Raw genomic sequence first — 25,443 nt, forward strand, 5'->3', positions numbered from 1 at the left:
TTTACAATTTTTCTTCGAAAGGAATTTCGGGATTAAAAATTTCTTGCAGCAACTTCACCAACTCTTCGATATAATTGTTGGAAATTTCGGAATTAATCAATTCGGTTTCTAATTTTTCTTCTTTAAAAATGAATGGCAAAAATCCGGCTTTCAGGTTTTTAAAAGAAATAATTCCTACTTCTAAATCTTGGCCGTTCAAAAATGGTTCGTACAAAAATGCGTACGCCAAAACCTGAATGATTTTTTCCGTTTTGATATCGTCAGTAAGATTTTCCCAAGTATCCAAAACCACATTTTTTTGTTCAACTTTACCGGTTTTGTAGTCTATAATTCGGATTTTACCGTTTCGTTGTTCAATTCTGTCCACGTTTCCTTTGATTTTTACGGGAAATGGTAATTTTGGATGGGTTAAAATTCGTTCAAAATTTTGTTCCAAAGCCAAAATCTTTACAGCATCGCCTTGTTCTAACAATTCAATTTCAAGTTTTAAAAAATTGAAAACATTGCGTTTCGCCACTTCATAAGCAAGCAGGTTTTTGCCTTTTTTAATTTCGCCTTCTTTATAGACTTTTTTGAATTGGCGTAAAACTTCTTCATCAATTTTTGCAAGACAATTTTTAATATTTTCTACCGAAATAAATTGGTCAAGAAATGGTTTGTACAGTTCTTCCAAAGTTCCGTGAATAATAGTTCCAAGTGTGTTGACAGCAATATTTTCCTCTACTTCTTCTGCTTCGCGAATGCGCAAAATTTGCTGTGTGTAAAACTGAATCGGATTTCGAATGTAAGATGTTATGGATGAAGGAGAAAATCCGGAATTGGCGAGTTCGGCTAATCTTTTCATTACATTTTCAGATTTAGGAACAAGCCAAGGTTCATAAGCTTTATCGGGAACCTTTGCAGCGTAAATTTCGTGAGAAAGTTCGTGATTTGGCATTTTTTCCACTTCTAATTGGGTAATGAAACGAGATTTTTCGCCACCATCAAGACCTTCATTTTCGGTATTGTAAAGCAAATATACATTTTTCGCTCTTTGCAACAAATGGTAAAAATGGTACGTGTAAATCGCGTCTTTTTGTTTAAAAGTTGGCAAACCTAATTCCGCTTTTACATCAAAAGGGATAAATGAATTTTGCGATTTCCCGGCTGGAAATTTTCCTTCGTTAGTGGAGGTAATAATTACGTTTTCAAAATCGAGCACGCGACTTTCCAAAACGCCCATAATTTGCAATCCGTTAAGTGGTTCTCCTTCAAAAGATACTTCGGCTAAATCCACAATTTGCTTGTAAATTCCGTGCAATCCTTCAATCGAGTCAATGTGTTGGTTGTCTTTGAGGTAATTTTGCAAACGAATAATTACTTTAAAAATGGCATAAACAAAGGTTCGCGAAAGTTTGTCTTGATCAGAATTAATTCCAAGGTTTTCCTTTATGGCAATTAAAAGTTCGGATAAAAGTCGAAGCGTTTCTTGTGGTTGATCCCATTTTGTGACAATTAGCTCGAAAATAGGATTGTTTATCAATTGTAAACTTTTTACTTTTTCTTGGGTAATGAAAGTAAAATTATTTTCTTTGATAATATTGACCACTTCGCCAGCTTTTGCAAAGGGTTCTACCAATGGATTTGTCAAAACATCAAGAATCTCTTTGTAATAAAACACATAATTCCCACCGCGATTGATGGCGTTAGTGTGCATTTTAAACAACTTCGAAATAAGCAATTGAGCTGGATTATTTTTACCGGAATAACCCATTGTGATATTGAGGAATTCAACATTTTCCGGAAGCGAATAAAGTAATGGAACTAATAAATTTTCGTCACCTAAAACAATGGCGGTTTTATTGAGTTGTTCCGGATTGTTTTCGATAATTTGTTGGACAATTTCACCGGCAATTTTGGCTTGTCCAATGGTTTTAGGTGTTCCTATTACAGAGATTTTTTTTGGTTGACTGAAATCGTCCGAAATCCAAGTGAATGCCTGTGAACGGTAAAATTTCCAGTCGCGTTTAAATCTTCTCAGGAATAATCCAGCGTCGTGAAACGGATCTTCTAAAAAAGTTTTATCGGCATCCCAAATTACTTTTGCATTTGCGTTTTCTAATAAAAATTGAACAATTTTTTCTTCGGCAGCGTTTAATGCATTAAAACCTGCAAAAAGGTAATGAGTATTTTTTTGCGAAGCGACAAATTGTGAAATTCCGGCAACGGCTTCGCGGTAAATGATTCCTTGATAAGCCGTTTTTTTCTTGAGTAAACGTTGGTAGAGATTTTGATAATATTGCGGTAATACATCCCAGAATCGCAAGTAATTTTCAACCATAGGGGTTCTTTGTTCGGGATCTAAAGACCAATGTTTAATGTCTTCGATGTCTTTTAGATAACGTAAAACTTTGTTTGGATCGAGTAGATACCGGTCAATTTCATTGAAATCTTGGACTAAAGTTTTGCCCCAATTGGAAAAAAGTTCAAAAGGTTGTTGCTTACCTTTTGGGGTAATTTCTAGGTAAGTTTCATAAAATTCAAACATTAATTCTACCGGATCTATGGCTCGAATTTGTGCGATATCTTGGACAAATTCTTCAATACTGATAATTTGCGGGGCGAAGATGGTTTTGGATGCATTTTGCCTTAAAGCATCAATTAGAAAAACTTTTGCTCTTTTATTGGGAAGAATGATAAGTGTTTCGGTGATTTTCTCACTATAATTATCGAGGATAAAAGCTGCAGTTTTTTGAAGAAAAGTATTATTTGCCATGGGATAAAAATAAAAAAACGCCCCGATAAAATCGAGGCGTTCTTAAAAAATATTTTAAAGGTAATTAATCTTTGATCAATTTTACTTCAACACGACGGTTGTTAGCTTTTCCTTTAGCAGTTTTGTTAGTATCAATTGGTTTAGTTTCACCGAAACCTGTTGATCTTAATCTTGAAGAATCTACTCCGTTTTCAATTAAGAAGTTTTTCACTGCAGCAGCTCTGTTTTCAGAAAGAGTTTGGTTCAATGCGTTAGAACCATCGCTATCAGTGTGTCCTTCAATTGAGAATCTTGAAGTTGGGTACTCAAGAAGAATTGCTTTCATTGCTTCTAAAACTGGTAAAGTTTCTGGTTTGAAAGTAGATTTACCACTATTGAACAAGATTGTTTTAGCGTAAGCGTTCAATTGGCTAATTCTTTCTTCAGTGATTTCTGGACATCCGTTGTTAGCAACAGTTCCTTTTACGTCTGGACATTTATCGTCTTTGTCGTAAACTCCGTCACCATCTCTGTCTGGCCAAGGACAACCACCGTTTTCTTTAGGACCTTTTGTATCAGGACATTTGTCAACATTGTCAGCAACACCGTCACCATCTCTGTCAGGACATCCGTTCATTGCAGCAGTTCCTGCTTCGTTTGGACAAGCGTCGTCTTTATCAGGGATTCCGTCTCCATCAGTATCAGGGCAACCTTGGAAAGCAGCTAAACCAGCCACTTCAGGACAAGCGTCGTCTTTGTCTGGAATTCCATCTCCGTCAGTATCAGGACAACCTTGGAATTGTTTTAAACCAGCAACATCTGGACAAGCGTCATCTTTGTCGTAGATTCCGTCACCATCAGTATCTTTTCCTCCAAATTTGAAAGTAAGACCAGCAAAGTGTTGCAAGTGTGAAGCCACATCAACATCTGGAGTTCTTGTTTCGTCGAAAGAATGTTTGTAAGTAGATTGTAATGAAAGACCTACAGTTTCTGTAAACCAAAAAGTCAATCCAAGACCTCCATTAACAGTTCCAGCACTTGCATCTCCCATAAAGGTATAACCTCCACCTACGTGAATAGATGGGTCGAACCATTTAGAACCGATCATTTCACCGAATCCGTATTTAATCATACCATCGATTCCATAATAAGTCAAATCTCCAGGATTTGTTACTTCGTAAGTGTTTAAAGTTCCTGGTGTTCTGTCGTTAACAAATTTATCGATTTTATTAACCGACCCTGTTAATCCAACTGAAAATCCAGAACCTAAATGTCTAGATACGTTTAAATAAGATACAGAAGGTAAAATGTTCCAGTTGTCTTTCACATTGAAAAATTCATCGAATTGATTTTCGAATTTACTTGGAGCACTAAATCTAGTATCTACTGCATTCGCACCAAAGGAAATTGCCCATGGGTTGTCACTATCCTGTGCAGTGGCGTTCAAACCAGCCGCTAACAGCATAGCAGTAAGAATTTTGTTTAGATGTTTCATACTTAATTTTATTAGATTACAATACGTTAATTAAGACAAAAGTAATATGTTAAACTATAATTACAAAGATTTATGTTAAAAAATTAACTCAATTTTAGTGATAATTCTTATAAAATTATGTTTAATTCTTTACCAATCTCTGTAAATGCCTGAATAGCAGCATCTAAATGTTCTTTTTCATGGGCTGCAGATAGCTGTACTCTTATTCTCGCTTTATCTTTTGGAACAACTGGATAAAAGAATCCTATAACATAAATTCCTTTTTTTAACAATTTATCTGCCATAATTTGTGATAATTTTGCATCGTATAACATTACTGGAACAATTGCAGAGTCACCATCAATGATTTCAAATCCAGCAGCTTTCATTCCTTTTTTGAAATACTCTGTATTCCATTCTAACTTGTCACGCAGCGAAGTATCTTTTTCCAAAAGTTCGAAAACCTTTATTGAAGCTCCTACAATAGCTGGTGCTAATGAGTTAGAAAATAAATATGGGCGTGATTTTTGGCGTAAAATTTCGATAATTTCTTTTTTAGCGGTTGTGTAACCTCCCATGGCTCCTCCCAAAGCCTTCCCTAGGGTTCCAGTAATAATATCTACACGACCCATAACTTTTTTAGCTTCGAGGGTTCCTTTTCCTGTTGCTCCTATAAATCCAGCTGCATGACATTCGTCTACCATCACTAAAGCATCATATTTTTCGGCTAAATCACAAATTTTATCTAGTGGTGCGACCAATCCATCCATAGAAAAAACACCGTCAGTAACTATAATTTTAAAACGATGTCCAGCTTCATTGGCTTTAATTAGTTGGGCTTCCAAATCTTCCATATTGCTGTTTTCATACCTGTACCTCGCTGCTTTGCATAAACGAACACCATCAATAATAGATGCATGGTTTAAAGAGTCAGAAATAATAGCGTCATTTTCGCCTAAAAGCGGTTCAAAAACGCCTCCATTTGCATCAAATGCTGCCGCATATAAAATAGTATCTTCTGTACCGTAAAAATTAGCAATTTTTTGTTCCAATTCTTTGTGAATATCTTGAGTTCCACAGATGAAACGAACCGATGACATCCCGAAACCATGTGAATCTAACGCATCTTTAGCCGCCTGAACCACCTCCGGATGAGAGGACAAGCCTAAATAATTATTGGCACAAAAATTTAGTACTTTTTCACCAGTAGAAATAGTGATTTCAGCACCTTGTGGCGAAGTAATAATGCGCTCTTTCTTAAAAATTCCGTTATCTTCAATCGACTGTAATTCGGCCTGAAGATGTTCTTTTATTTTTCCGTACATTTTTGATTTATGATTTTAAATTTATGATATATGATTTATGAAGTATGATTTTGGAGAAATGATTTATGATTTTTAGAAAATTGATTTTAAGACTTTTTATTCAGAACTTTCCACTCCGAACTTTCCACTCGAACTACAAATTTACTACTTTAACTTCTTCTCCTATGTACACGAGTGATTTTTTCGCTACCACAAAACCCATTTCTTCAATAAAATATTGATAGCTATCAAGTTGTTGTTTATATTTTGGCAAATGCGTTCCGGTTTTGTAATCAATTAAAAAAACAGATTTATCATCGCGAATCACCATTTTGTCGGGCTTTATCGGACTTGCATTTTGTGCAATAATAAGTTGTTCATTCAAAATTTTTGTGTTGCCAAGAAATGCTTCCTGAAGTTCTGGATGGTGTATTACAGCTAGCAAAGTTATTTTTACTTGCTCCACTTGATGGACTGTGATTAAGGCATTCTCGATTGCTTTTTCTAACGCCTTTTCTAGGTCGTTTTCGGTTTTAATCCACGACAAAATCTCATGTACAATATTCCCGTATTCAATGGATTCAAGTTGTTTTCCACCCCACATTAAAGCTTCTCGTTGGGCAATTTTTATAGCTTTGGGTTGTAATAATTGTGTGATGTAAGGCACTTTTTTTGAAGCTTCGACAGCATTCTTTCGCTCCGAAATTTTCTCAGAATTTCCAATGTGGTATTCAAATTTTTCAACATTTTGGTCATCTTCAAAATATTGAATGTAATCGATAAAAAAACGACACATATTATTACTCGGAAATTCGCCTTTTTTCGAAATATTTTTCGAAGAAATAATATAAAGTTGTTCTTCCGCACGAGTCATTGCCACATACAATACATTAATATTGTCTAGCAAAGTTTCTTGGTTTTTTTGATGAAACAGCGCGGCAGCGGCATCGCCAAAACTTTTAACTTCTTGATTTTTGTTGAGCAAAACACGAGGAATTTCAATAGATTCTTCGGGATTGTCAAGCCACATTTTTTCGCGATGGGTTCTTGAATAATTATCCTCGGCAAAAGGAAAAATTACTACCGGAAATTCAAGGCCTTTTGATTTGTGGATAGTCATGATTTTAACAGCATTTTTACCTTCCGGCGATGGAATGCTGAATTTTTGTCCGTTTTTGTCCCAATAACTCAAAAAATCAATTGCTCCAGCACTATTTTTCATATCGCGTTCTAAAACAATATCCAAGAAATATTGAAGATAAGCATTATCCGCTTTTTGTTTTACAAAAGTCGAAATAATGGTTTCCACGCTTTCGTAAAGTGATTTTTTCTTTACATCCGATAACGAAATTTTAAAATCGTATAGTTGCAAAAAATGCTCAAATTCAGTTTCGGATTTGGTTTGCATTCCTGCGGCAATAAAATCGTGAAGCGGTAAATTTTCCGTAAAAAACTGTCCGATAAAAAACAACATTCCGGCTTTTGCTTCGCGATTATTTACGTTGTTAAGGTATCGCAAAGTATTAATTACAAATATTACCTCGGTCGCATTGGCAATCATTAAAGTTTCACTCGAAAGGATGTCAATATTGTGTTGCGTGAGATAATTAGCGAGTTCAATTCCTTCATTTTTTTTACGAGTTAAAATCGCAATTTCTGCCCAAGTAAATCCTTTGGATTCCACTTCTCTAATGGTTTTTAAAACGGCTTCGCAATAGAGTTGGCTTTTTTCGGGTTGTTCTTCGCTTTCCGATTCTTCGACATTTTTAATGAAAGAAATATTCACGTAACCGCCTTTTTTACTGTTAGTTTCCTGATGACTGTTTTCAAAATAAAGTTTACGGTAATCTTCGTTTTCAAATTTTTCTGAAATTAATTTAAAAAAACGATTGTTAAATTCAATTACTTCCGAATAACTGCGATAATTGATGGCCAAATGCTCTAGTTTTGTTTCCTGATGTGGAAACGGACTGTTGTTTTTTGCCAATTCAATAAATTGTTCGGCTTTTCCGCCACGCCAGCGGTAAATAGATTGTTTGGGATCTCCCACAATCATCAGCGAACCTTGATTACCGTATTCATCTTGACCTGCCAAAGCATTCCCGATTAAAGGAATCAAGTTTTGCCATTGCATTTCTGACGTATCCTGAAATTCATCAATAAAAAAATGTCGGTATTTTTCACCTAAACGCTCGTAAATAAAAGGAGCGGGCTGGTTTTGAATTTCTCTGTGAATGATGGAATTAAACTCCGCAATGGATAGAATATTTTGTTCATCTTGAATTCTATTTAGCTCTTGACTGACTTTATTGAGCAACGAAAGTGGCGTGATATTTTTTAGAAATGCCTGGAAAAAGTTAATTTTTGCTTTGGTTTGATAAATTTCTGAAACCTCCTGAAGCATTTCAGGAATGAGGGCTTCGATGATTGGTTTGTCTGGTGCGGCTTTTTTGATTTTAATATCTTCCGGTTCGTGATACGTTTTGTTTCTGGGATTAAATTTATTTTCGGCAATAGCACGTAAGTGTTTTGGAAAAAATTCTCCAAAAAAAGAAGTTTCGTTAATGTTATTATCGGCAATGGTTTGTAATATCTTTTGGGCTTGTAAAACACATTTTTCTTCAAGTTGTTCTACATTTTGTTTGATTTTATTTTTGATATCGCCAAAATTTTCAAGGGAAAAATTCTCAAACTGTTGTATTTCGGTACGATCGTCTTCGTTGAGGAGTAATTTTCCGGTTTGAAAAATGTCATAGCTAATATCCCAACTTTTGTCATTGTCGGTTTTTTCCATTGTAAAATCTACCAGGAGTTTGGTTAACAATTGGTCTTCTCCGGCCTTTGCAATGAGCGAATCTACTGCTTCCGCTAAAAGATTTTCGGTTTCGAGGGAAATTTCGAAAAGTGGTGGCAATCCAAGGTCGTGGGCGAATGCGCGAATTACTTTGTGGGTGAATTTATCGATGGTAGAAATGTCGAAAGCAGCATAATTATGAATTAAATTTTTGATAATTTGCCTTGCTTTTTGCTTGATTTCTATCGGATTAAGGTTAGTTTCTTCTACGATTTTATCGATGAGTTGTTGGGCTTTAATATTTGGGGAATCTTTACAAAATTCGGAAAGATTACTGACAATACGGGATTTCATTTCGCCAACGGCTTTGTTGGTAAAGGTGATGGCGAGAATGTTTCGGTAGGCATCTTGCTTGGGTGAAGTGAGCAAAATTTTGAGGTATTCTTTTACGAGGGTAAAAGTTTTTCCGGCTCCTGCGGATGCGTCGTATATTGAAAAAGCTTGTTTTTGCATGGTTGGTTTCTTGGTTAGCGGGGTTTAGCCCCGATTGTAGCGGAAATCCCTGAGCAACAAAAAATATAGTTTTCCCGATGTGGCAGAGCGACCAAAGAAGCTCCTGCCGCGAGTTGGAAAACTTATTTTTTGTGCGAAGGATTTTAGCGGAAAGCGGGATTGGCTTCTTAAAAAAAATAGTCGCTACGTTAATACAATTATAACAAAATGTATTTTTGATTCCAAAGTTAATTGATTAAATTTGGATAAATTTTTTAACATTAAAACGATAGCGTATGGCATTTGAATTACCTAAATTACCTTATGCTTATGATGCTTTGGAGCCTCACATTGATGCAAAAACAATGGAAATCCATCATACGAAACATCATAATGCTTATACTACGAACCTGAATGCAGCCGTTGAAGGAACTGAACTTGCGGGGCTGACGATTGAGAATATCTTGATTAATTTGGACAAAAAAAATGCGGCTGTTAGAAATAATGGTGGCGGATTTTATAACCATAATTTGTTTTGGAAAGTAATGTCGCCGAATGGTGGCGGACTTCCGAAGGGAGATTTGCTGGATGCGATTGAGCGTGATTTTGGCACGTTTGAGGAGTTTAAGGCAAAATTTTCTAAGGCTGGTGCTACGCAATTTGGATCGGGTTGGGCTTGGCTTTGTGTTCACAAAGGCGGAAAACTTGAGGTTTGCGGAACGCCAAATCAGGACAATCCTTTGATGCCGGATGTGGGTTGTGGCGGAACTCCAATTTTAGGAATGGATGTTTGGGAACATGCGTATTACTTGAATTATCAGAACAGACGACCGGATTATATTGAGGCTTTTTTCAATGTGATTAATTGGGAAGAAGTAGCAAGACGGTATGCTACGGAAAAATAAATTTTTCTTTTTTTGAGAAATGAAAAAAGCGCCTGAATGGGCGCTTTTTTTGTGGGTTGATGTTCTACGATTTCAAGCCAAAAAAAAAGCCCAATACAAAGTATCAGGCTTTCATTTATTATTACAAAATTTATTATTCTACCAGAATGTTGATTTTGTTATTGTTCATTTCTAATGTTCCGGATTGGATAGACAAATGTTGTTTTTTGTCGTCACCAATAAAGAAACGTCCTTCGGCTTCTTTAGGAAATTCGAAGCTATTGGCGTCAATTTTGATGTCTCCTTTGGCAAGGATTGAAATAATTGGCGCGTGATTGTCTAGCATTTGAAATTCTCCATTGATTCCAGGAACGGTAACTGAGGTTACATTTCCAGAAAAAAGTTTTGCTTCGGGCGATATAATTTCTAAATACATTTCTTTTGCTTTTGGCTTTCAGCTTGTGGCTTCGAGCTATTAGATATTAAGCTTCAGCTAACATTTTTTGTCCAGCCTCGATAGCGTCTTCAATAGTTCCTTTTAGGTTGAAAGCGGCTTCAGGAAGGTGATCTAATTCTCCATCGATAATCATGTTGAATCCTTTGATGGTATCTTTAATATCTACTAAAACTCCCGGAATACCTGTAAATTGCTCTGCAACGTGGAAAGGTTGTGACAAGAAACGTTGTACACGACGCGCTCTTGAAACGGCTAATTTATCTTCTTCAGAAAGTTCTTCCATACCAAGGATTGCGATAATATCTTGCAATTGTTTGTATTTTTGAAGAATTTCTTTTACTCTTTGAGCACAGTTGTAATGTTCGTCACCTAAAATGTGTGGCGTTAAAATTCTCGAAGTAGAATCTAATGGATCTACTGCAGGATAAATACCAAGCTCCGCAATTTTACGAGATAATACGGTTGTAGCATCTAAGTGAGCAAATGTTGTTGCTGGTGCTGGATCGGTTAAGTCATCCGCAGGAACGTAAACCGCCTGAACTGAAGTAATTGATCCTTTGTTTGTTGATGTAATTCTTTCTTGCATTGCACCCATTTCTGTAGCCAATGTTGGTTGGTAACCTACCGCAGAAGGCATACGTCCAAGAAGTGCTGATACCTCAGAACCTGCTTGTGTAAAACGGAAGATGTTATCCACGAAGAAAAGTACGTCTTTTCCTTGGTCTGAACCAGCTCCATCACGGAAATATTCTGCAATAGAAAGTCCTGAAAGTGCTACACGAGCACGAGCTCCAGGTGGCTCATTCATTTGTCCGAAAACGAAAGTAGCTTTTGATTCTCTCATTCCAGCTTTATCTACTTTAGAAAGATCCCAACCTCCATTTTCCATAGAGTGCATGAACTCTTCTCCGTATTTGATAATTCCAGATTCTAGCATCTCACGAAGTAAGTCGTTTCCTTCACGAGTTCTTTCTCCAACACCTGCAAATACCGAAAGACCTCCGTGACCTTTTGCGATGTTGTTAATCAACTCCTGAATTAGTACAGTTTTACCAACTCCTGCTCCACCAAACAAACCAATTTTTCCTCCTTTTGCGTAAGGCTCAATCAAATCGATTACTTTAATTCCGGTGAATAAAACTTCAGAAGAAGTGGAAAGATCCTCAAATTTAGGAGCTTGACGGTGGATTGACAATCCGTTTTCGCCAGTTTTTGGCAAATCTCCTAAACCATCAATGGCATCTCCGATTACGTTGAACAAACGTCCGTAAACGTCTGGACCAACTGGCATTTGGATTGGGCTTCCTGTAGCAACAACCTCATATCCTCTGCTTAAACCGTCAGTTGAATCCATCGAAATGGTTCTAACGGTGTTTTCTCCTACGTGTGATTGTACTTCAAGCACCAATTTAGTGCCGTCTTTTTTAGTGATTTCTAGTGAATCATAAATTTTTGGAAGTTCAACATCCTTGCCGTTAAACTCTACGTCAACAACCGGACCAATGATCTGAGCAACTTTTCCTATTACTTTTGACATTACTTATGTATTTATTAAATAGCTATTTAGGTTTCCGAAAAACACATCTTTTTTCAGAGCGCAAAGATAGTTTTAAAATTGAAAATTTAATACTATTTGATTGAAAAAAATATAAAAAAACTAATCTGCAGGTTTTTAATGCCTTGGAATTGATTTTTATCCAATAAAAAATGCCACAATTCTGAAATTGAAAAGCGGCATTTTAGAGTTAAACAAGATATTTTTTATGGATTAATTGTCCATGATAAAAGGTATTGCTGACCAATCATTCCAGAACCAATTACTTGTAAATAATCGTCTCCAAAAAGGTTTGAAGCACTGAATTTAAAGGTCGATTTGATTGAAGGAACTGAATAACTAATTTGCGCATCGAACACTACATTTTCAGGAATCATTCCGTCTCCAAAGGATGATTGCCATAAATATTCGCTGTTGTAACGAACGTTGAAGTTCGCTCCGAAATTTTTGAAAATTTCAGGATTTCCTAAACCAGCTTTAATACGATGTTTAGGTGTATTGAACCCTGCAATAAATGCCGGATCTTTTTCTTGATCAAAATCAAATTCGGCAAAATTATAACTTGCACTTAGTTCGAATTCTTTGTAGATTTTTTTAGACAATCCCACTCCAAAACCTAATGAGGTAATTTCCACATTTGAGTTGGTGTACACTTGGTAAACACGCGTGTCTCCGTTTTGAATTGCCGCTAAAGTAGCCTGAGTTTGAGGATTTGTAAAATCGGTTCCAACGGTTCCGTAATATGGTGCAATTACCCTTGCTGTACTCAAGAAATCATTGTAAATATTATAATAACCGTTGATATCAATTGTCAAATCGTTATTGATTACTGAACGATACCCTAATTCAAATGCTTGTACTTTTTCTGGCTCTACCAGTCCTGATTGTGCTACTTGAAGTCGAGTTACATCTCCTGTTGCTGCAAACGCTTGAACCGAAGGAACGGTATAAGCATTTCCGTAAGCATTTCTACCATCTAAAGTTACCGTTTCAGCACCACCTGTAAAAGCTTGTCCTGCAATAGAAACTGGTCTGTCTTCCACAAATCTTGTCAAGTTATCTGGTGCAGAACCAATTAATGCAAACGGCCCTAAATCTAAACCAATGTATTGATCTTGAGTAGTGGGGTTTCTGAAACCTGTTTGGTATGACACGCGGAAATTGTGCTCTTTTCTTGCTCCTGCAGAATATACAAATGATATTCTTGGAGAAAAGTTTCCATCGAAATTTTGGCTTTTGTCATAACGAATGGATCCAGTGAATTTCAATCTTTCTTCAGCAAGAAAACGTTTGGTTAATTGTGTATAAGCTCCATATTCATTATATCTGATAGGACCATCATAATCCGTAAAAATACTTCCATCAGAGTTCATTACATATTGTCTCCATGAACCTCCCACTTGAATTTCAGCCCAATCAGTTAATTCTTTAAAATTGTAGTTCGCATCGGCATGATACAATTTAGAGTTATCTGTAAATTTTGAACCTTGCGTTAAATCCGGATTAGCTGTTACATTATTAAAAGCATTTTTATAATCAGCGCTTCCTGGTAAGAATCTTCCTGTATCAGCAGCAGCTCTTGCGATAGCATGTTTTTGTGCTTCATCAGTAACTCCGGCAAGTGTGGCTTGAACAAATGCTCCTGCATATTCACCAAACCATTGCGAATCTGATTTCCAAGCACGATTAATGTTCCATCCGGTAAAACGCATGTCGTACGAATCTCCAGCGTCCTCAGTTGTGGCGTAAATTCTGGCGAAGAAATTTCTGTTTTTAACTTCAAATTTATGTTGTTGCATCAAGAAATTTTTCAGCATGTAACGGTTTGCACCTTGGTAAATGGTACTCCCGAAACCTAATTTGCTTTGCAAAATAATTTCGAAATCATCTTCCATAGGACGAATATGTAAAGCCATGTCAGCTTTTACGCTTTCTACTTTATTATCCGTAATGTCTTGTTCACGATAACCAGTACGACTTACATTCATATTAGGAAGAAAATTTACAGCAGCTGCAGGAATTAATCCTAAGTTTGCCAAAGATGTCCCAACACCACGAATGTTCGTTGTAACCTCATCTCCATAATAATTTAATCCGTCATAATTAGGATTTCCAGAGTGGTCCACGGCCGCAGTTCCTGTCATATCACGAGTATCACCTGCATACCATTCTGTAGCTCCTAAAATATTTAAATTTACTTTTGCAGCTACTTTTTCTGAAAAAGCGTGAGCTCCACGAAGCCCAATATCCCAATAATCGTTAGTTCCTGCTAATTTTTGATTTGTTTTTCCATATTTCGCATATACGCTCAAACCTTGATGTGTAAACGGACTTTTAGAATTCATAAATAAAATTCCGTTAAATGCATTGGCTCCATATAAAGCCGAAGAAGCTCCTGGAAGCAATTCCACGCTTTGAACATCTAACTCAGAAAGCCCGATCAAGTTACCCAATACGAAATTAAGTGCTGGCGATGAATTATCCATTCCGTCCACAAGCTGCATAAAACGAGTGTTTCCAACTGCTGCAAATCCACGAGTATTTACCGTTTTAAATGATAAACTACTGGTATTAAAATGGACTTCTTTTAAATTTTCGAGGTTGTCATAAAAGGTTGGAGCTGTAGTATTTTTCACATCCTGAATCCCCATTCTTTCGATGGTTACAGGAGATTCCATCACTCTCTCGGCGGTTCTTGATGCCGAAACAACGATTTCGTCAAGTTTTACATCTTGGGAAAACATTGCGACTGTGACAACTTGTGACAAGTCAGTTACTTCCAGGGTTTGGTCTGCAAACCCAACACTAGATATTTTTAGTGTGACTGGTGGGTTTTGAGATGTTTCGATTGAAAACTTTCCATCCATATCGGTAGAAGTTGCAACGGTTTCACCTACGATTGTCACGTTGGCTGCCGGCAAGGGTAATCCGTTATCATCTGTAACGGTACCGGAAATTTTATTTTGTGCCAATGCTGAGAATGAGCACAGAAATAACATCCAAATAATCAAAGAAGATTTCATGGGTCTGATTTTGTTAGTTTGTAAAGCCAAAATACAAATTATTTTGAGATTAATAAAAAACGTGGGAATTTTTTTCTCAATTTTTATTAAATAAAGTTAATATTTACCTAATTCTCATATTTTGAAATTATTACTACAAAAATTTAGACATAAAAAAAGCAGGGGTTTAGCCTGCTTTAAATAATTGTTATTTCTAAACTTTACTCAACCGTAACTGATTTTGCCAAGTTTCGAGGTTGATCTACGTTACAATCCCTCATTACAGCAATGTGGTAAGACAGCAATTGTAACGGAATTGTAGTTAATAGCGGGGTTAAAGCTTCGATTGTATCAGGAATCTCAATTACGTGATCTGCTAATTCCTTTACTTGAATATCACCTTTAGTAACAATGGCGATAATTTTTCCGCTTCTTGATTTAATTTCTTGAATGTTACTTACTACTTTATCATAATGTCCTTGTTTTGGAGCAATTACAATTACAGGCATTTTTTCATCAATCAACGCAATTGGACCGTGTTTCATTTCCGCAGCGGGATAACCTTCAGCGTGGATATAAGAAATTTCTTTTAATTTTAAAGCTCCTTCTAAAGCTACTGGAAAATTATATCCTCTTCCTAAATAAAGGCAGTTTGGAGCGTCTTTATAAATTGCCGCAACTTCTTTGGCAATCTCATTAGTTTCTAAAGCTTCTGCAACTTTTTCGGGAATTACCTCTAATTCTTGTAAGTATCTGTGGAAATCTGAGTTAGACAAGGTTCCTTTTGCTTTCGCCAAACGCAATGAAATCAATGTCAAAATTGTGATTTGAGTGGTAAATGCTTTTGTCGAAGCCACTCCAATTTCTGGTCCTGCATGGGTGTATGCTCCAGCATGCGTTTCACGAGAAATTGATGAACCTACTACGTTACAAACGCCAAAAACAAATGCACCTCTTTCTTTGGCTAATTTAATTGCTGCTAATGTATCAGCCGTTTCACCAGATTGAGAAATAGCAATTACCACATCTTTCGGACCAATGATTGGGTTTCTGTATCTAAACTCTGAAGCATATTCTACTTCTACAGGAATTCTGGCGAATTCTTCAAAAATATATTCGGCAACTAATCCGGCATGCCACGAAGTTCCGCAAGCCACGATGATAATTCTTTCGGCATTCAAGAATTTTTCGAGGTTATCCTCAATTCCCGCCATTTGAATAATACCTTTGTTTGCCAAAAGTCTTCCGCGATAAGTATCTTTAATAACACTAGGTTGCTCGTAAATTTCTTTCAACATAAAGTGATCATAGCCACCTTTTTCAATTTGTTCCAAATTCATTTGCAACTCCTGAACATAGTGATCTACAAGTGAATCGTCTTTAATTTTACGAACCTTGATTGATTTATTTTTTCTGATGATAGCCATTTCTTCATCTTCTAAATATATTGCATTAGAAGTGTATTCAATAAATGGTGATGCATCAGAGGCTACAAAATATTCATCTTCTCCAATACCTATTGCCAAAGGACTTCCCAATCTTGCCGCGACAATTTCGTCTGGTTTTTTAGTATCAAAAACAGCAATCGCATAAGCTCCAACTACTTGGTTTAAAGCAATTTGAACAGCTTTACCGAGTTTTAGTTTGTCTTTTTTCTGTACATCTTCAATTAAATTTACGAGTACTTCTGTATCAGTATCCGAAGTAAATTTATATCCTCGCTTCATCAATTCTTGTTTTAACGGTTCATAATTTTCTATGATTCCGTTATGGATGATAGCCAATTCTCCTGAATTTGAAAGGTGAGGATGCGAGTTTACATCATTAGGAACTCCGTGAGTTGCCCATCTTGTATGTCCGATTCCAATGTGTCCGTCGGTAGAAATTTCGCTAGCTTTTTGTTCAAGGTCAGAAACTTTTCCTTTCGTTTTGGCAATTTTCATTTTTTCGCCATCAAACAACATAATACCGGCACTATCGTATCCACGGTATTCCAATCTTTTTAGTCCTTTAATGATTATAGGGAAAGCTTCTCTATGACCAATGTATCCAACAATTCCACACATAGTTTAAAAAATGAATTAATTAGGCTTTGTATAATAAATTTCGAGTTGTAATTTTTTGTCTTCTTGAGAAGAAACTGGAACATTTCCAAAAACAACGGTTCCGAGTGGGTTAATTACAGAAAATGTAGGGACTCCTTTAAAATTAGGTGACGGGGATGCCAATGCGGCACCAGCAATGTTATTAACATTTTCGGTAACCGAAAGCCCTAGTCGAACGTTAGTGGAGTCTTTGAATAGTACATTCTTTATATGTTCTGTAATTCTAAATTTATATCGGGCAATTTTAGAATTTTCGGCATTCGTTGATTTTTCACCAATTCCGCCATAAACGAATTTATTAAATTTAGAATTTCCTGCTAATGTTGATGTATCAAAGGTATAATCAATAAGCGGTCGATTATTTCTAGCGTCATATAGGTAAAGCCTGTTGGGTTCTGCCAAATTAGCGGTTGCAGTTTGGTCCACATAAAATACTAAATTCGCTTCATTAATCAACCAGTTTTCTTGATTAGCCACTTGTCTAATTGCTTCTAATTCTCCAGAGTTTCCTCCTCCGAATAAATCAATTAATCCTATCGAACCGTCGCCTCCTTTGATATATACTTTTTGGTCGCCAGTTCCTATATTTCCAACTATTGTTTCATATGCACTACTGGTTCCGTTTGAAGTTTGGTTTAGCAAACTTGCTGATTTTCCACCAAATTTTAAAATTAGAGTTTTTTCTTCAGTACCTGCGTCAGTTTCTACGCCATCTACTACTGTTACTTTTTTATCTTCATAAGTAATTGTAATCGTTCCTTTGGTGAAGTCGAGCATTTTAAGGGCTCCAGCTCCTGACGTTTCTTCCATTCGGAAATATAATCCTCTGAAATAATTTTTAAAAACGTTATTGTTCGCTAAATTTGAGCCGCTATTGGCAAAAATTTTGTTGAAAAAAAACTGCTTATTCAAGTTTAATCTCATTCCCGGAGCCAACTTGGCATCGTCATCTTCTTCCGTTTCGCCAGGAATTGTGATTTCGGTTTTATCAAAAATAAATTCTTCGTTTTCTTTTGCATCGGAAGCATCGTTCAGGCGCGATCCGATTTTTGCATTATTAAAAAGTGCGTCTTGGTTACTGTAAAATTTTTGCGCAGCGAAATTAGTATTTGGATCAAAATCACGCATATAGTAACCATTTTCATAAACGTTCAAACGCATTTTGGTTGTTTGATTTCCAAAAATTGAGTCTAGTTCATAAATAGTCGTTCCTTCCGAAGAACTTTTTACAGTACTAAAATAAGGTACATAAAGAATAACAGATTTGATTCTTGCAAGCGTAACTTCTCTAAATGTAGGATTAAACGTTTGTAACTCTAATTGTGTTACAAAGTTAGCTGTTGTTTTTCCAAAAACGGGACTGTCGTAAATTCCTAATGGATTAATTGGTAAATTAGTAGTTTCAACCCCTCCGGTTTTTTGGTTAAAAATAGTGATGGTGGAAGAAATATCGCGTTCAGTTCCAAAATGCTCATCACCCACAATATCAGTTCCGATGGCATTAAAATCTTTATCGCAGGAAACAATTAAGGTAGTAATACCTAGAATTGTAAACAACTTCCCTATTGCATTTTTAATCATATTCGTTATTAAATTTCCTTTTTATAAAATTTCGTTTTTGTAAAAATTAGTGTACGCTTCGGCAAACTCATTTTTGGCGACGAAAGGTAAAAAAGGTTTTCCTGATGATTCTATATATTTTGTTAAATCTAAAGAGACGCCTTCAGAGGCGATAATCACACCATCAGAATGTGTAATAGCTGTTTTCATGATATTCTCATAGTTAGGTTCTGAAAGAAATTGAATGTCCTGATTAGGAATCTCATCAAACGCTACCTTATTAATCATTTGAGAACTTAAATTTCCTTCGAAACTTTGAGTATAAATTGAGGTCACAATTTTTGTTTCAGAAAACAAAGCTTCGTCTTTATAATAATGTTTCATGTAAACCGGCAAAAGCGAAGCCATCCAGCCGTGAACATGAATAATATCAGGAACCCAATTGAGTTTTTTTACAGTTTCTACTACTCCTTTAGCAAAGAAAATGGCACGTTCGTCATTATCTGGATACATTTGCCCCTCTTCATCAGTAAATGTAGCTTTTCGTTTAAAATATTCGTCATTATCAATAAAATAAACTTGAATTCGCTCTTTAGGAATCGAAGCAACTTTTATGATTAGCGGCACGTCTATATCGTTTACTACCAAATTCATTCCAGACAATCGGATTACTTCGTGTAGCTGATGACGCCTTTCGTTAATATTTCCGTATCTCGGCATAAATATTCTAATTTGCCCGCCTTGATCATTTATCATTTTCGGCACATCATAAGACATCACAGATACTTCATTTTCAGCCAAATAAGGCACTACCTCAGATGATACGTATAATATCCTCTTATCCTCCATATTGTTTTGAACTTTTGTTTATTAGCTTATAAAAACATGCAAAATTACAAAATTTTATGGAGTTATTAACAAAAGCAGTAAGTTTGTGCATAATTAAATCCCTCTGTAATGTATATTTTCAGAAATCAGAAAGCGCTTAAGCAACATTTAAAGCCTTTTTTAAAAGCAAAAAAATCGATTGGTTTTGTGCCAACGATGGGAGCGCTTCACGATGGACATCTTTCACTTGTTGAAAAATCAATTAGCGAAAACGCAATTACGGTTGTGAGTATTTTTGTAAACCCTACACAATTTAATAATGCTGAAGATTTAGCGAAATATCCACGAACCATCGAAAGAGATACCGAAAAAATTGAATCTTTAAGTAAAGACATAATTATTTTTGCACCGTCTGTCGATGATATTTATGGTAACAAAGCCGTATCATTAAAATTTGATTATGATGGACTGGAAAACCAAATGGAGGGTAAACACCGTCCCGGACATTTTGATGGCGTGGGAACAATTGTCAAAAAATTATTTGAAATCGTGCAACCTAAAAACGCTTATTTTGGAGAAAAAGATTTTCAGCAATTGCAAATCGTAAAAAAAATGGTCGAAAAGGAAAATCTTGATGTAACAATTATCGGAAGACCTATTTTTAGAGAAAAAAATGGTTTGGCCATGAGTTCCCGAAATGAACGCCTGAGTAAAACTGAACGTGCCGAAGCCAAAATAATTTACAAAACACTTCAAACAGTTCAAGAAAAATTTGGCACAAATAATGCGTTAGAAATTTCTGCTTACGTAAAAAGTGTTTTCGAAGGCAATGATTTTTTTAAGCTTGAATATTTTGAAATTGCAGACGAAGCAACTTTAGTTCCGGCAAATACTTTTGAACCTCACAAAAAATACCGCGCTTTTATTGCTGTTTTTGCGGGAAATGTAAGACTGATTGATACTGTTTCATTAAATTAAAAAATGTGTACCTTTGCCCCATGCAAATTCAAGTTGTAAAATCCAAGATTCACCGTGTTTCGGTAACTGGAGCAGATTTAAATTACATTGGCAGCATCACTATTGACGAGGCTTTGATGGAAGCTGCTAATATTGTGGAAGGCGAAAAAGTTTCGATTGTGAACATCAATAATGGTGCTCGTTTAGAAACCTATGCCATTAAAGGAAACCGCAATAGTGGCGAAATTACATTAAACGGTCCTGCGGCAAGGTTGGTTCAAAAGGGCGACATTATTATTATTATTTCTTACGGAATTTTAGATTTCGAAGCCGCAAAAACCTTTAAACCAACGTTAATTTTTCCGAACGAAAAAGACAATAGCCTGACCTAAAATTTCAAGAACATTGAAGAAAAAAATCACCAAAAGTCTATCCATTTTACTCCCAATTTTATTGGGAGTTTTTTTAACATATTATGCCTACAACTCTTTCAGTCCTGAGCAAATAGAGGAAATGAAAGGATATTTTCAAAACGCTCATTATTCATACATTGGGTTAGCATTAGTATTTGGGTTTATAAGCCACACCGCACGAGCTTACCGATGGAAATATACTTTAGAACATTTAGGATATTTTTCGCCATTTAAAAATAATTTTATGGCCGTTTGGATTGCCTACTTTATGAATATGACAATTCCACGTTCTGGCGAAGTGTCTCGCGCTTTAGTGATTAAAAAATACAACAACATCCCATTCGACAAGGCTTTGGGAAGTATAATTGCCGAAAGAGTTTTGGATTTTTTAATTCTATTGGCTTTCATTGCCACAGCAGTTTTGCTTCAATTTAATGTGCTAAAACAATTTCTATTTGACACAATTCCATTTGGAAAATTAATGATATACGGAGCAGTTGCATTTGCGCTATTTGCATTTGCGATATGGTTATTTATTTATTCGAAATCAAGATGGATCCAGCAAATAAAAATTAAAATTTCCGGATTGGTAGAAGGCGTCTTGAGCATTTGGCGCATGGAAAAAAAGTGGCCTTTTATTTTCTATACAGCAGTAATTTGGGTGGCTTACCTCCTCACCTTTTATGTGGCGGTTTTTGCCTTAGATGAAACATCGGGCATTAGTTTTAATGTGGTGGTTACTGCATTTGTTATTGGAAGTTTGGCCATTTCATTTACAAATGGAGGCTTCGGTGCTTTTCCTTTGGCTATTGCCGGAATTTTAATGCTTTTCGGGATTTCTAAAGAAGCTGGAACTGCTTTTGGCTGGATCGTTTGGGCTTCTCAAACCTTGCAGATCATTGTCTTAGGTGGCATTTCATTTTTACTTTTGCCAATTTTAAATCGCAAACGATAACTATTTTTTAAGTTCCGTAGCTTGACGAACCCATAATTTCCAAGTGCCTTTTTGTTTTTTCCAAAGTTCGAGCAACGCAAGTGTCATCGAAAAATCATAAACTTTGTATTTTCCCGAAACTTCTATCTGCCTTCTAATGACAAAAAAGTTTCGGTATTCCTTTACTTCCGTAATATTAAGTTGTTCAATTTTGTCATAAGACACTTTTTTGCTTTTAAAATCTTTTTCAAAATCCTCTAAATTTTGAACCCAACCATTCGAATGGCTGAACGAAACGTCTTTGGTTAGCACCTCCACAATTTCCCAACTGTTGACTTGCATCGTGCTGTCGAGAAAAGCTATGTTTTCTTTTAACTTTTCGGGAATTGACACATTTTGAGCCAAAATTTTGCCTGGCAGCAAATATAAAATGGTAAGTAAAATTTTCAATTTCATTTTGCAAAAATACTATTTGCCCGCTAACCAAAGATAAATTTATCAAATTTTGAGGTGATTTATTGAATTTTAAGCGTAATTATCACAAACAAACGCTAAAAAACATATATTTTAATTATGAAAACATATTTACAACGAAAACGTTTTCGTTAAAAAGTGCAGTTTACCGAGCTTATTTTACACCTTATCGAAAACCTGAAAAAAACCCTTTTTATTATGCATTCATAACAAAATCACCCCTTTACATTTGCACCACCCAAGAACTAAAATACTTAACCTTATGAAAAAAGTACTACCACTACTATTTTTAATTTTTACTGCTGTTTCAACTTTTGCTCAAACTGAGTTGGTAAGATGGAATGGAGCCAATCTTCAACCGGCACCTTTCATTTCTTCAAATGCAATTGAAGCTTCTAACATTGGAGGAAACAATATTAGCTTTAGTACAACTAACTGGGGAAATCCAAACTGTTTTCTAACCTCTAATTGGACTCCAAGTACAACTCCAGATTACACTAAGTATATCCAATTACACATTAAAACTAAGGCAAATTTTTCGGCAAATTTGACAAATTTACAATTCCGTTACATTGTGGGAGATGGAGGTCCTAGAAATTTTGAAATTCGATATTCAAAAAATAGCAGTTTCCCATCGAATGGAACTTTGTTATCTACTAACAGTATTCCTGGAAATGAAATATTGACCACTTTCAATCAGTCGCTTACTGGAATTGCGTTGGGATCAAATGAAAATTTATATATAAGAATTTACGCTTTCAATAATTCCAATATTCATTGGAATGGAGGAACTTTTCGTTTAGAACATGGTTACAATGATAGCAGCCCTGCAACAAATTATTCGGTTGGCCCAGTAATTACTGGAACCACGGCTACAGCATGTACCCCAATCAATCCTTCACCTGATTTTGGAAACAATACTTGGGTTGGGAAAGTATATTCTTATACAGGTAACACCCCAGCAATTACAAATTATTTAGGTTATGTAACTGAGCCAGAAATTTTCGACAGAAATGTTGGAGAAGGTGCCGTTTCAGGTGCAACAACGCAATTGTGTTCGGCTCCAGTAGATCGTTTTATGACGGTATATAAAATGAGAAAAAATTTCGAATTGGCCGGAACTTACAAATTTAACGTGGGTGGTGATGATGGTTACCGCTTAAAAATTGATGGTGTAACTGTTATTGACAGATGGCAAGATCAAGGCTATGTAGAAACTTCTGTTGACAGAACTTTGACAGCAGGAAACCACGATTTTGTATTAGAATATTATGAAAAAGCTGGATCTTCGAGAGTAAGTTTTTCTCACAATTATTGTAACGCACCAGGAAATTCAACTGTTTTTGGAAATAATACTTGGAACGTTTATGCTTTTAATAATTCAACCTTAGATGCTATCCAAAACTACAGAGGTTATTATACGCAAACCGCTTTAAATGTAGATACCGAAACTGCTTGGAATAGAGATTTATCTCCATCAAGTGCATATACGTGGCAAGGTTGTGATGTTGCAAGAGACAATTTTGTAACTATTCACAAACGTAAAGGTTTCCCGTGCGGAAAATATCAAATTATTGCTGATAAATGGGACGACCAATTGCGAATTAAAGTAAATAACAATCAGGTTTATGAAGCCTTGACTTATAATCCTGGACCTAATGCAAATATTGTTATTGGTACATTTGCGCTCAATGAAAATGCCACAGTTGAAATTATCACTGCCGAACAAGGTGGTGTGGCCCACACAGGGATTCGCTTTGTACCGGTTGAAGCAGTTTACAGTAATTCTGCTTGGAATATTAGTCCGGAAAACGCCGCTGTAGTAATTAATGGACCTTACACTTTTGCAGATAATATTGAGATTTGTTCTTGCAAAATTAATTCGGGTGAGGTAAAAATTGCTGCTGGAAAAACCGTAACTATTAGAGAAGGATTAAACGTAAATCCATCATCAACATTTGTGGTTGAAAACAATGCAAGTTTGGTACAAATTAATGACAATGCAACAAATTCTGGGAAAATAATCTTTAAACGAAATACGACTCCAATTACCCGTTTCGATTTTACATATTGGTCTTCGCCAGTTGCTGCAGCAGATTGGAAATTAAACCAACTTTCGCCAAATACTTTGCGCGATAAGTTTTATAGCTACAACCCTACAGCAAATGGATGGGTGACGCATTTAGACGGAAATCAGGAAATGATTACAGGAAAAGGTTATATTGTGAGAGCTCCTCAATCCTTTTCAACAACGGTTTCGGCGGTTTTTGAAACAAAATTTATCGGTGCACCAAACAATGGAGTAAAAACCTTAGCGGTTACAGTTTCTCCAAGCGACAAGTCAAATTTGGTTGGAAACCCTTATCCTTCTGCTCTAAGTGCTGATTTGTTTTACGAAGCCAATAAAAATGTAATCAAAGGAACATTTTATTTTTGGACGCATGCCACTCCGGTAAGTAGTACAGCAGATGCTAACGGAACATACCAATATAGCGCTTCTAACTATATTTCATATAACGCAACAGGTTCTACTTCTAACGGTGATGTAACCAACTGTAGCACTTGCAGCGGTACTAAGCCAACCGGAAATATTGCAGCAGGACAAAGCTTTTTCGTAGATACCAAAATAAACGGAACCTTGACATTTAATAATTCAATGCGCGTGAAAACGGCAAATTCCAACGGAAACTTCTATAGAACCGGAAATACCACGCAAAACGATTCTACTGCAGTTGAAAAACACAGAATTTGGGTAAACCTAAAAAATGCCGCTGGAGCTTATAACGAAATGTTGGTAGGTTATGTTGAAGGTGCTACAAACGATACTGATGAAGCTTTTGATGGCGAAACTTACGCTTCCGGAACTGCAATTTACAGTTTGTTAAACAACCAAAATTTGGTAATACAAGGTCGTGCTTTACCTTTTTCTAATGAAGATATTGTACCAATTGGTTATACTTCTGCTGCGGGAGAATTTAGCATTGGATTGGAAAGTTTCGATGGATTGTTTGCTGGTCAAGATGTGTTTTTATTTGACAAAAACAGCCAAACTTACCATAATTTAAAAGAAGGAAGATATACTTTTACAACTACTTCAGGAACACACAACAACCGTTTTGAAATCCGATACAGAAACGCATCTTTAGGAGTTGACCTTCCGTCAATCCAGCCGAACGATGTAGTGGTTTATAACTCAGGATCGCAAATTGGTGTAAAAACAAATCAGTTGAACATCAAGTCTGTTCAGGTCTTTGATTTGTTAGGAAAATCTTTGGCAAATGCTACTAACGTGAACCAAACAAGCTACATTACAACTGGTTTAAATGCTAAAAACCAAGTAGTTCTGGTAACCATAATTTTAGAAGAAGGACAAAAAATATCTAAAAAAGTATTGTTACAATAATTATTTGAAAATTGTTTTGAAATAAATAGTTAAGTTGTTAATTAATCCTGAAGTTCGCTTCGGGATTTTTTTT

General features: G+C 35.9%; 16 protein-coding genes. 5 read left to right on the forward strand and 11 right to left on the reverse strand.

What is annotated here, in order from left to right:
* Position 1: 1 nt before the first annotated feature.
* The 4 genes from GV828_RS07055 to GV828_RS07070 all read right to left on the reverse strand — a co-directional run bounded on the left by GV828_RS07055 (position 2) and on the right by GV828_RS07070 (position 8,819).
* Positions 2-2,755, reverse strand: a complete 2,754-nt coding sequence (locus tag GV828_RS07055) for a PD-(D/E)XK nuclease family protein (RefSeq protein ID WP_166536782.1) — start codon at positions 2,753-2,755, stop codon at positions 2-4.
* A gap of 64 nt (positions 2,756-2,819) precedes the next feature.
* Positions 2,820-4,229 carry an OmpA family protein gene (locus GV828_RS07060; RefSeq protein WP_166536783.1) on the reverse strand — a complete coding sequence of 470 codons (1,410 nt, stop codon included), beginning with the start codon at positions 4,227-4,229 and terminating at the stop codon, positions 2,820-2,822.
* 107 nt (positions 4,230-4,336) lie between these two features.
* Positions 4,337-5,533: a glycine C-acetyltransferase gene (gene kbl, locus GV828_RS07065; protein WP_166536784.1), complete on the reverse strand. Its 1,197-nt coding sequence runs from the start codon at positions 5,531-5,533 to the stop codon at positions 4,337-4,339.
* Positions 5,534-5,666: 133 nt separating this feature from the next.
* Positions 5,667-8,819: a UvrD-helicase domain-containing protein gene (locus GV828_RS07070; RefSeq protein ID WP_166536785.1), complete on the reverse strand. Its 3,153-nt coding sequence runs from the start codon at positions 8,817-8,819 to the stop codon at positions 5,667-5,669.
* A gap of 275 nt (positions 8,820-9,094) precedes the next feature.
* Here GV828_RS07070 and GV828_RS07075 point away from each other — a divergent pair, with 275 nt between their 5' ends.
* Positions 9,095-9,703, forward strand: a complete 609-nt coding sequence (locus GV828_RS07075; protein ID WP_166536786.1) for a superoxide dismutase — start codon at positions 9,095-9,097, stop codon at positions 9,701-9,703.
* A 133-nt stretch (positions 9,704-9,836) separates the two neighbouring features.
* Here the strand turns inward: GV828_RS07075 and GV828_RS07080 are convergent, their stop codons facing one another.
* The 6 genes from GV828_RS07080 to GV828_RS07105 all read right to left on the reverse strand — a co-directional run bounded on the left by GV828_RS07080 (position 9,837) and on the right by GV828_RS07105 (position 19,210).
* Complete coding sequence (locus tag GV828_RS07080; protein WP_166536787.1) at positions 9,837-10,118, reverse strand: F0F1 ATP synthase subunit epsilon; 282 nt, start codon at positions 10,116-10,118, stop codon at positions 9,837-9,839.
* A gap of 46 nt (positions 10,119-10,164) precedes the next feature.
* Positions 10,165-11,676, reverse strand: a complete 1,512-nt coding sequence (gene atpD, locus GV828_RS07085) for a F0F1 ATP synthase subunit beta (protein ID WP_166536788.1) — start codon at positions 11,674-11,676, stop codon at positions 10,165-10,167.
* Positions 11,677-11,900: 224 nt separating this feature from the next.
* Positions 11,901-14,717, reverse strand: coding sequence for a TonB-dependent receptor (locus GV828_RS07090; protein WP_166536789.1), 2,817 nt, complete (start codon positions 14,715-14,717; stop codon positions 11,901-11,903).
* 200 nt (positions 14,718-14,917) lie between these two features.
* A complete protein-coding gene (glmS, locus tag GV828_RS07095; RefSeq protein ID WP_166536790.1) occupies positions 14,918-16,762 on the reverse strand; it encodes a glutamine--fructose-6-phosphate transaminase (isomerizing) in 1,845 nt (614 codons plus the stop codon).
* Between the two features lie 15 nt (positions 16,763-16,777).
* Entirely contained in the window at positions 16,778-18,358 is a 1,581-nt protein-coding gene (locus tag GV828_RS07100) for a DUF4270 domain-containing protein (protein ID WP_208103153.1), read from the reverse strand.
* A 45-nt stretch (positions 18,359-18,403) separates the two neighbouring features.
* Complete coding sequence (locus GV828_RS07105; RefSeq protein ID WP_166536792.1) at positions 18,404-19,210, reverse strand: glycogen/starch synthase; 807 nt, start codon at positions 19,208-19,210, stop codon at positions 18,404-18,406.
* A 108-nt stretch (positions 19,211-19,318) separates the two neighbouring features.
* On the opposite strand from GV828_RS07105, the gene panC reads away from it, so the two are divergent.
* The 3 genes from panC to GV828_RS07120 are packed head-to-tail and all read left to right on the forward strand — an operon-like array spanning position 19,319 to position 21,514.
* On the forward strand, positions 19,319-20,167 hold the full coding sequence (gene panC / locus GV828_RS07110; protein ID WP_166536793.1) for a pantoate--beta-alanine ligase: 849 nt from the start codon (positions 19,319-19,321) through the stop codon (positions 20,165-20,167).
* Between the two features lie 20 nt (positions 20,168-20,187).
* Positions 20,188-20,538, forward strand: a complete 351-nt coding sequence (gene panD / locus GV828_RS07115; protein WP_166536794.1) for an aspartate 1-decarboxylase — start codon at positions 20,188-20,190, stop codon at positions 20,536-20,538.
* 13 nt (positions 20,539-20,551) lie between these two features.
* Complete coding sequence (locus GV828_RS07120; protein WP_166536795.1) at positions 20,552-21,514, forward strand: lysylphosphatidylglycerol synthase transmembrane domain-containing protein; 963 nt, start codon at positions 20,552-20,554, stop codon at positions 21,512-21,514.
* Here the strand turns inward: GV828_RS07120 and GV828_RS07125 are convergent, their stop codons facing one another.
* Positions 21,515-21,949, reverse strand: a complete 435-nt coding sequence (locus tag GV828_RS07125) for a DUF4440 domain-containing protein (RefSeq protein ID WP_166536796.1) — start codon at positions 21,947-21,949, stop codon at positions 21,515-21,517.
* Between the two features lie 280 nt (positions 21,950-22,229).
* Between GV828_RS07125 and GV828_RS07130 the strand changes: the two genes are divergently transcribed.
* Positions 22,230-25,370 (forward strand): T9SS sorting signal type C domain-containing protein, encoded by a 3,141-nt coding sequence (locus tag GV828_RS07130; protein ID WP_166536797.1) that lies wholly within the window; start codon positions 22,230-22,232, stop codon positions 25,368-25,370.
* Positions 25,371-25,443 lie beyond the last annotated feature (73 nt).

This window comes from Flavobacterium ichthyis, from assembly GCF_009915155.1.
Taxonomy (GTDB): Bacteria; Bacteroidota; Bacteroidia; order Flavobacteriales; family Flavobacteriaceae; genus Flavobacterium; species Flavobacterium ichthyis.

Bases quoted from the DNA above. Each gene is read 5' to 3' on its own strand.
- GV828_RS07055 (WP_166536782.1), bottom strand. From the start codon at position 2,755: ATGGCAAATAATACTTTTCTTCAAAAAACTGCAGCTTTTATCCTCGAT.
- GV828_RS07060 (WP_166536783.1), bottom strand. From the start codon at position 4,229: ATGAAACATCTAAACAAAATTCTTACTGCTATGCTGTTAGCGGCTGGT.
- kbl (WP_166536784.1), bottom strand. From the start codon at position 5,533: ATGTACGGAAAAATAAAAGAACATCTTCAGGCCGAATTACAGTCGATT.
- GV828_RS07070 (WP_166536785.1), bottom strand. From the start codon at position 8,819: ATGCAAAAACAAGCTTTTTCAATATACGACGCATCCGCAGGAGCCGGA.
- GV828_RS07075 (WP_166536786.1), top strand. From the start codon at position 9,095: ATGGCATTTGAATTACCTAAATTACCTTATGCTTATGATGCTTTGGAG.
- GV828_RS07080 (WP_166536787.1), bottom strand. From the start codon at position 10,118: ATGTATTTAGAAATTATATCGCCCGAAGCAAAACTTTTTTCTGGAAAT.
- atpD (WP_166536788.1), bottom strand. From the start codon at position 11,676: ATGTCAAAAGTAATAGGAAAAGTTGCTCAGATCATTGGTCCGGTTGTT.
- GV828_RS07090 (WP_166536789.1), bottom strand. From the start codon at position 14,717: ATGAAATCTTCTTTGATTATTTGGATGTTATTTCTGTGCTCATTCTCA.
- glmS (WP_166536790.1), bottom strand. From the start codon at position 16,762: ATGTGTGGAATTGTTGGATACATTGGTCATAGAGAAGCTTTCCCTATA.
- GV828_RS07105 (WP_166536792.1), bottom strand. From the start codon at position 19,210: ATGGAGGATAAGAGGATATTATACGTATCATCTGAGGTAGTGCCTTAT.
- panC (WP_166536793.1), top strand. From the start codon at position 19,319: ATGTATATTTTCAGAAATCAGAAAGCGCTTAAGCAACATTTAAAGCCT.
- panD (WP_166536794.1), top strand. From the start codon at position 20,188: ATGCAAATTCAAGTTGTAAAATCCAAGATTCACCGTGTTTCGGTAACT.
- GV828_RS07125 (WP_166536796.1), bottom strand. From the start codon at position 21,949: ATGAAATTGAAAATTTTACTTACCATTTTATATTTGCTGCCAGGCAAA.
- GV828_RS07130 (WP_166536797.1), top strand. From the start codon at position 22,230: ATGAAAAAAGTACTACCACTACTATTTTTAATTTTTACTGCTGTTTCA.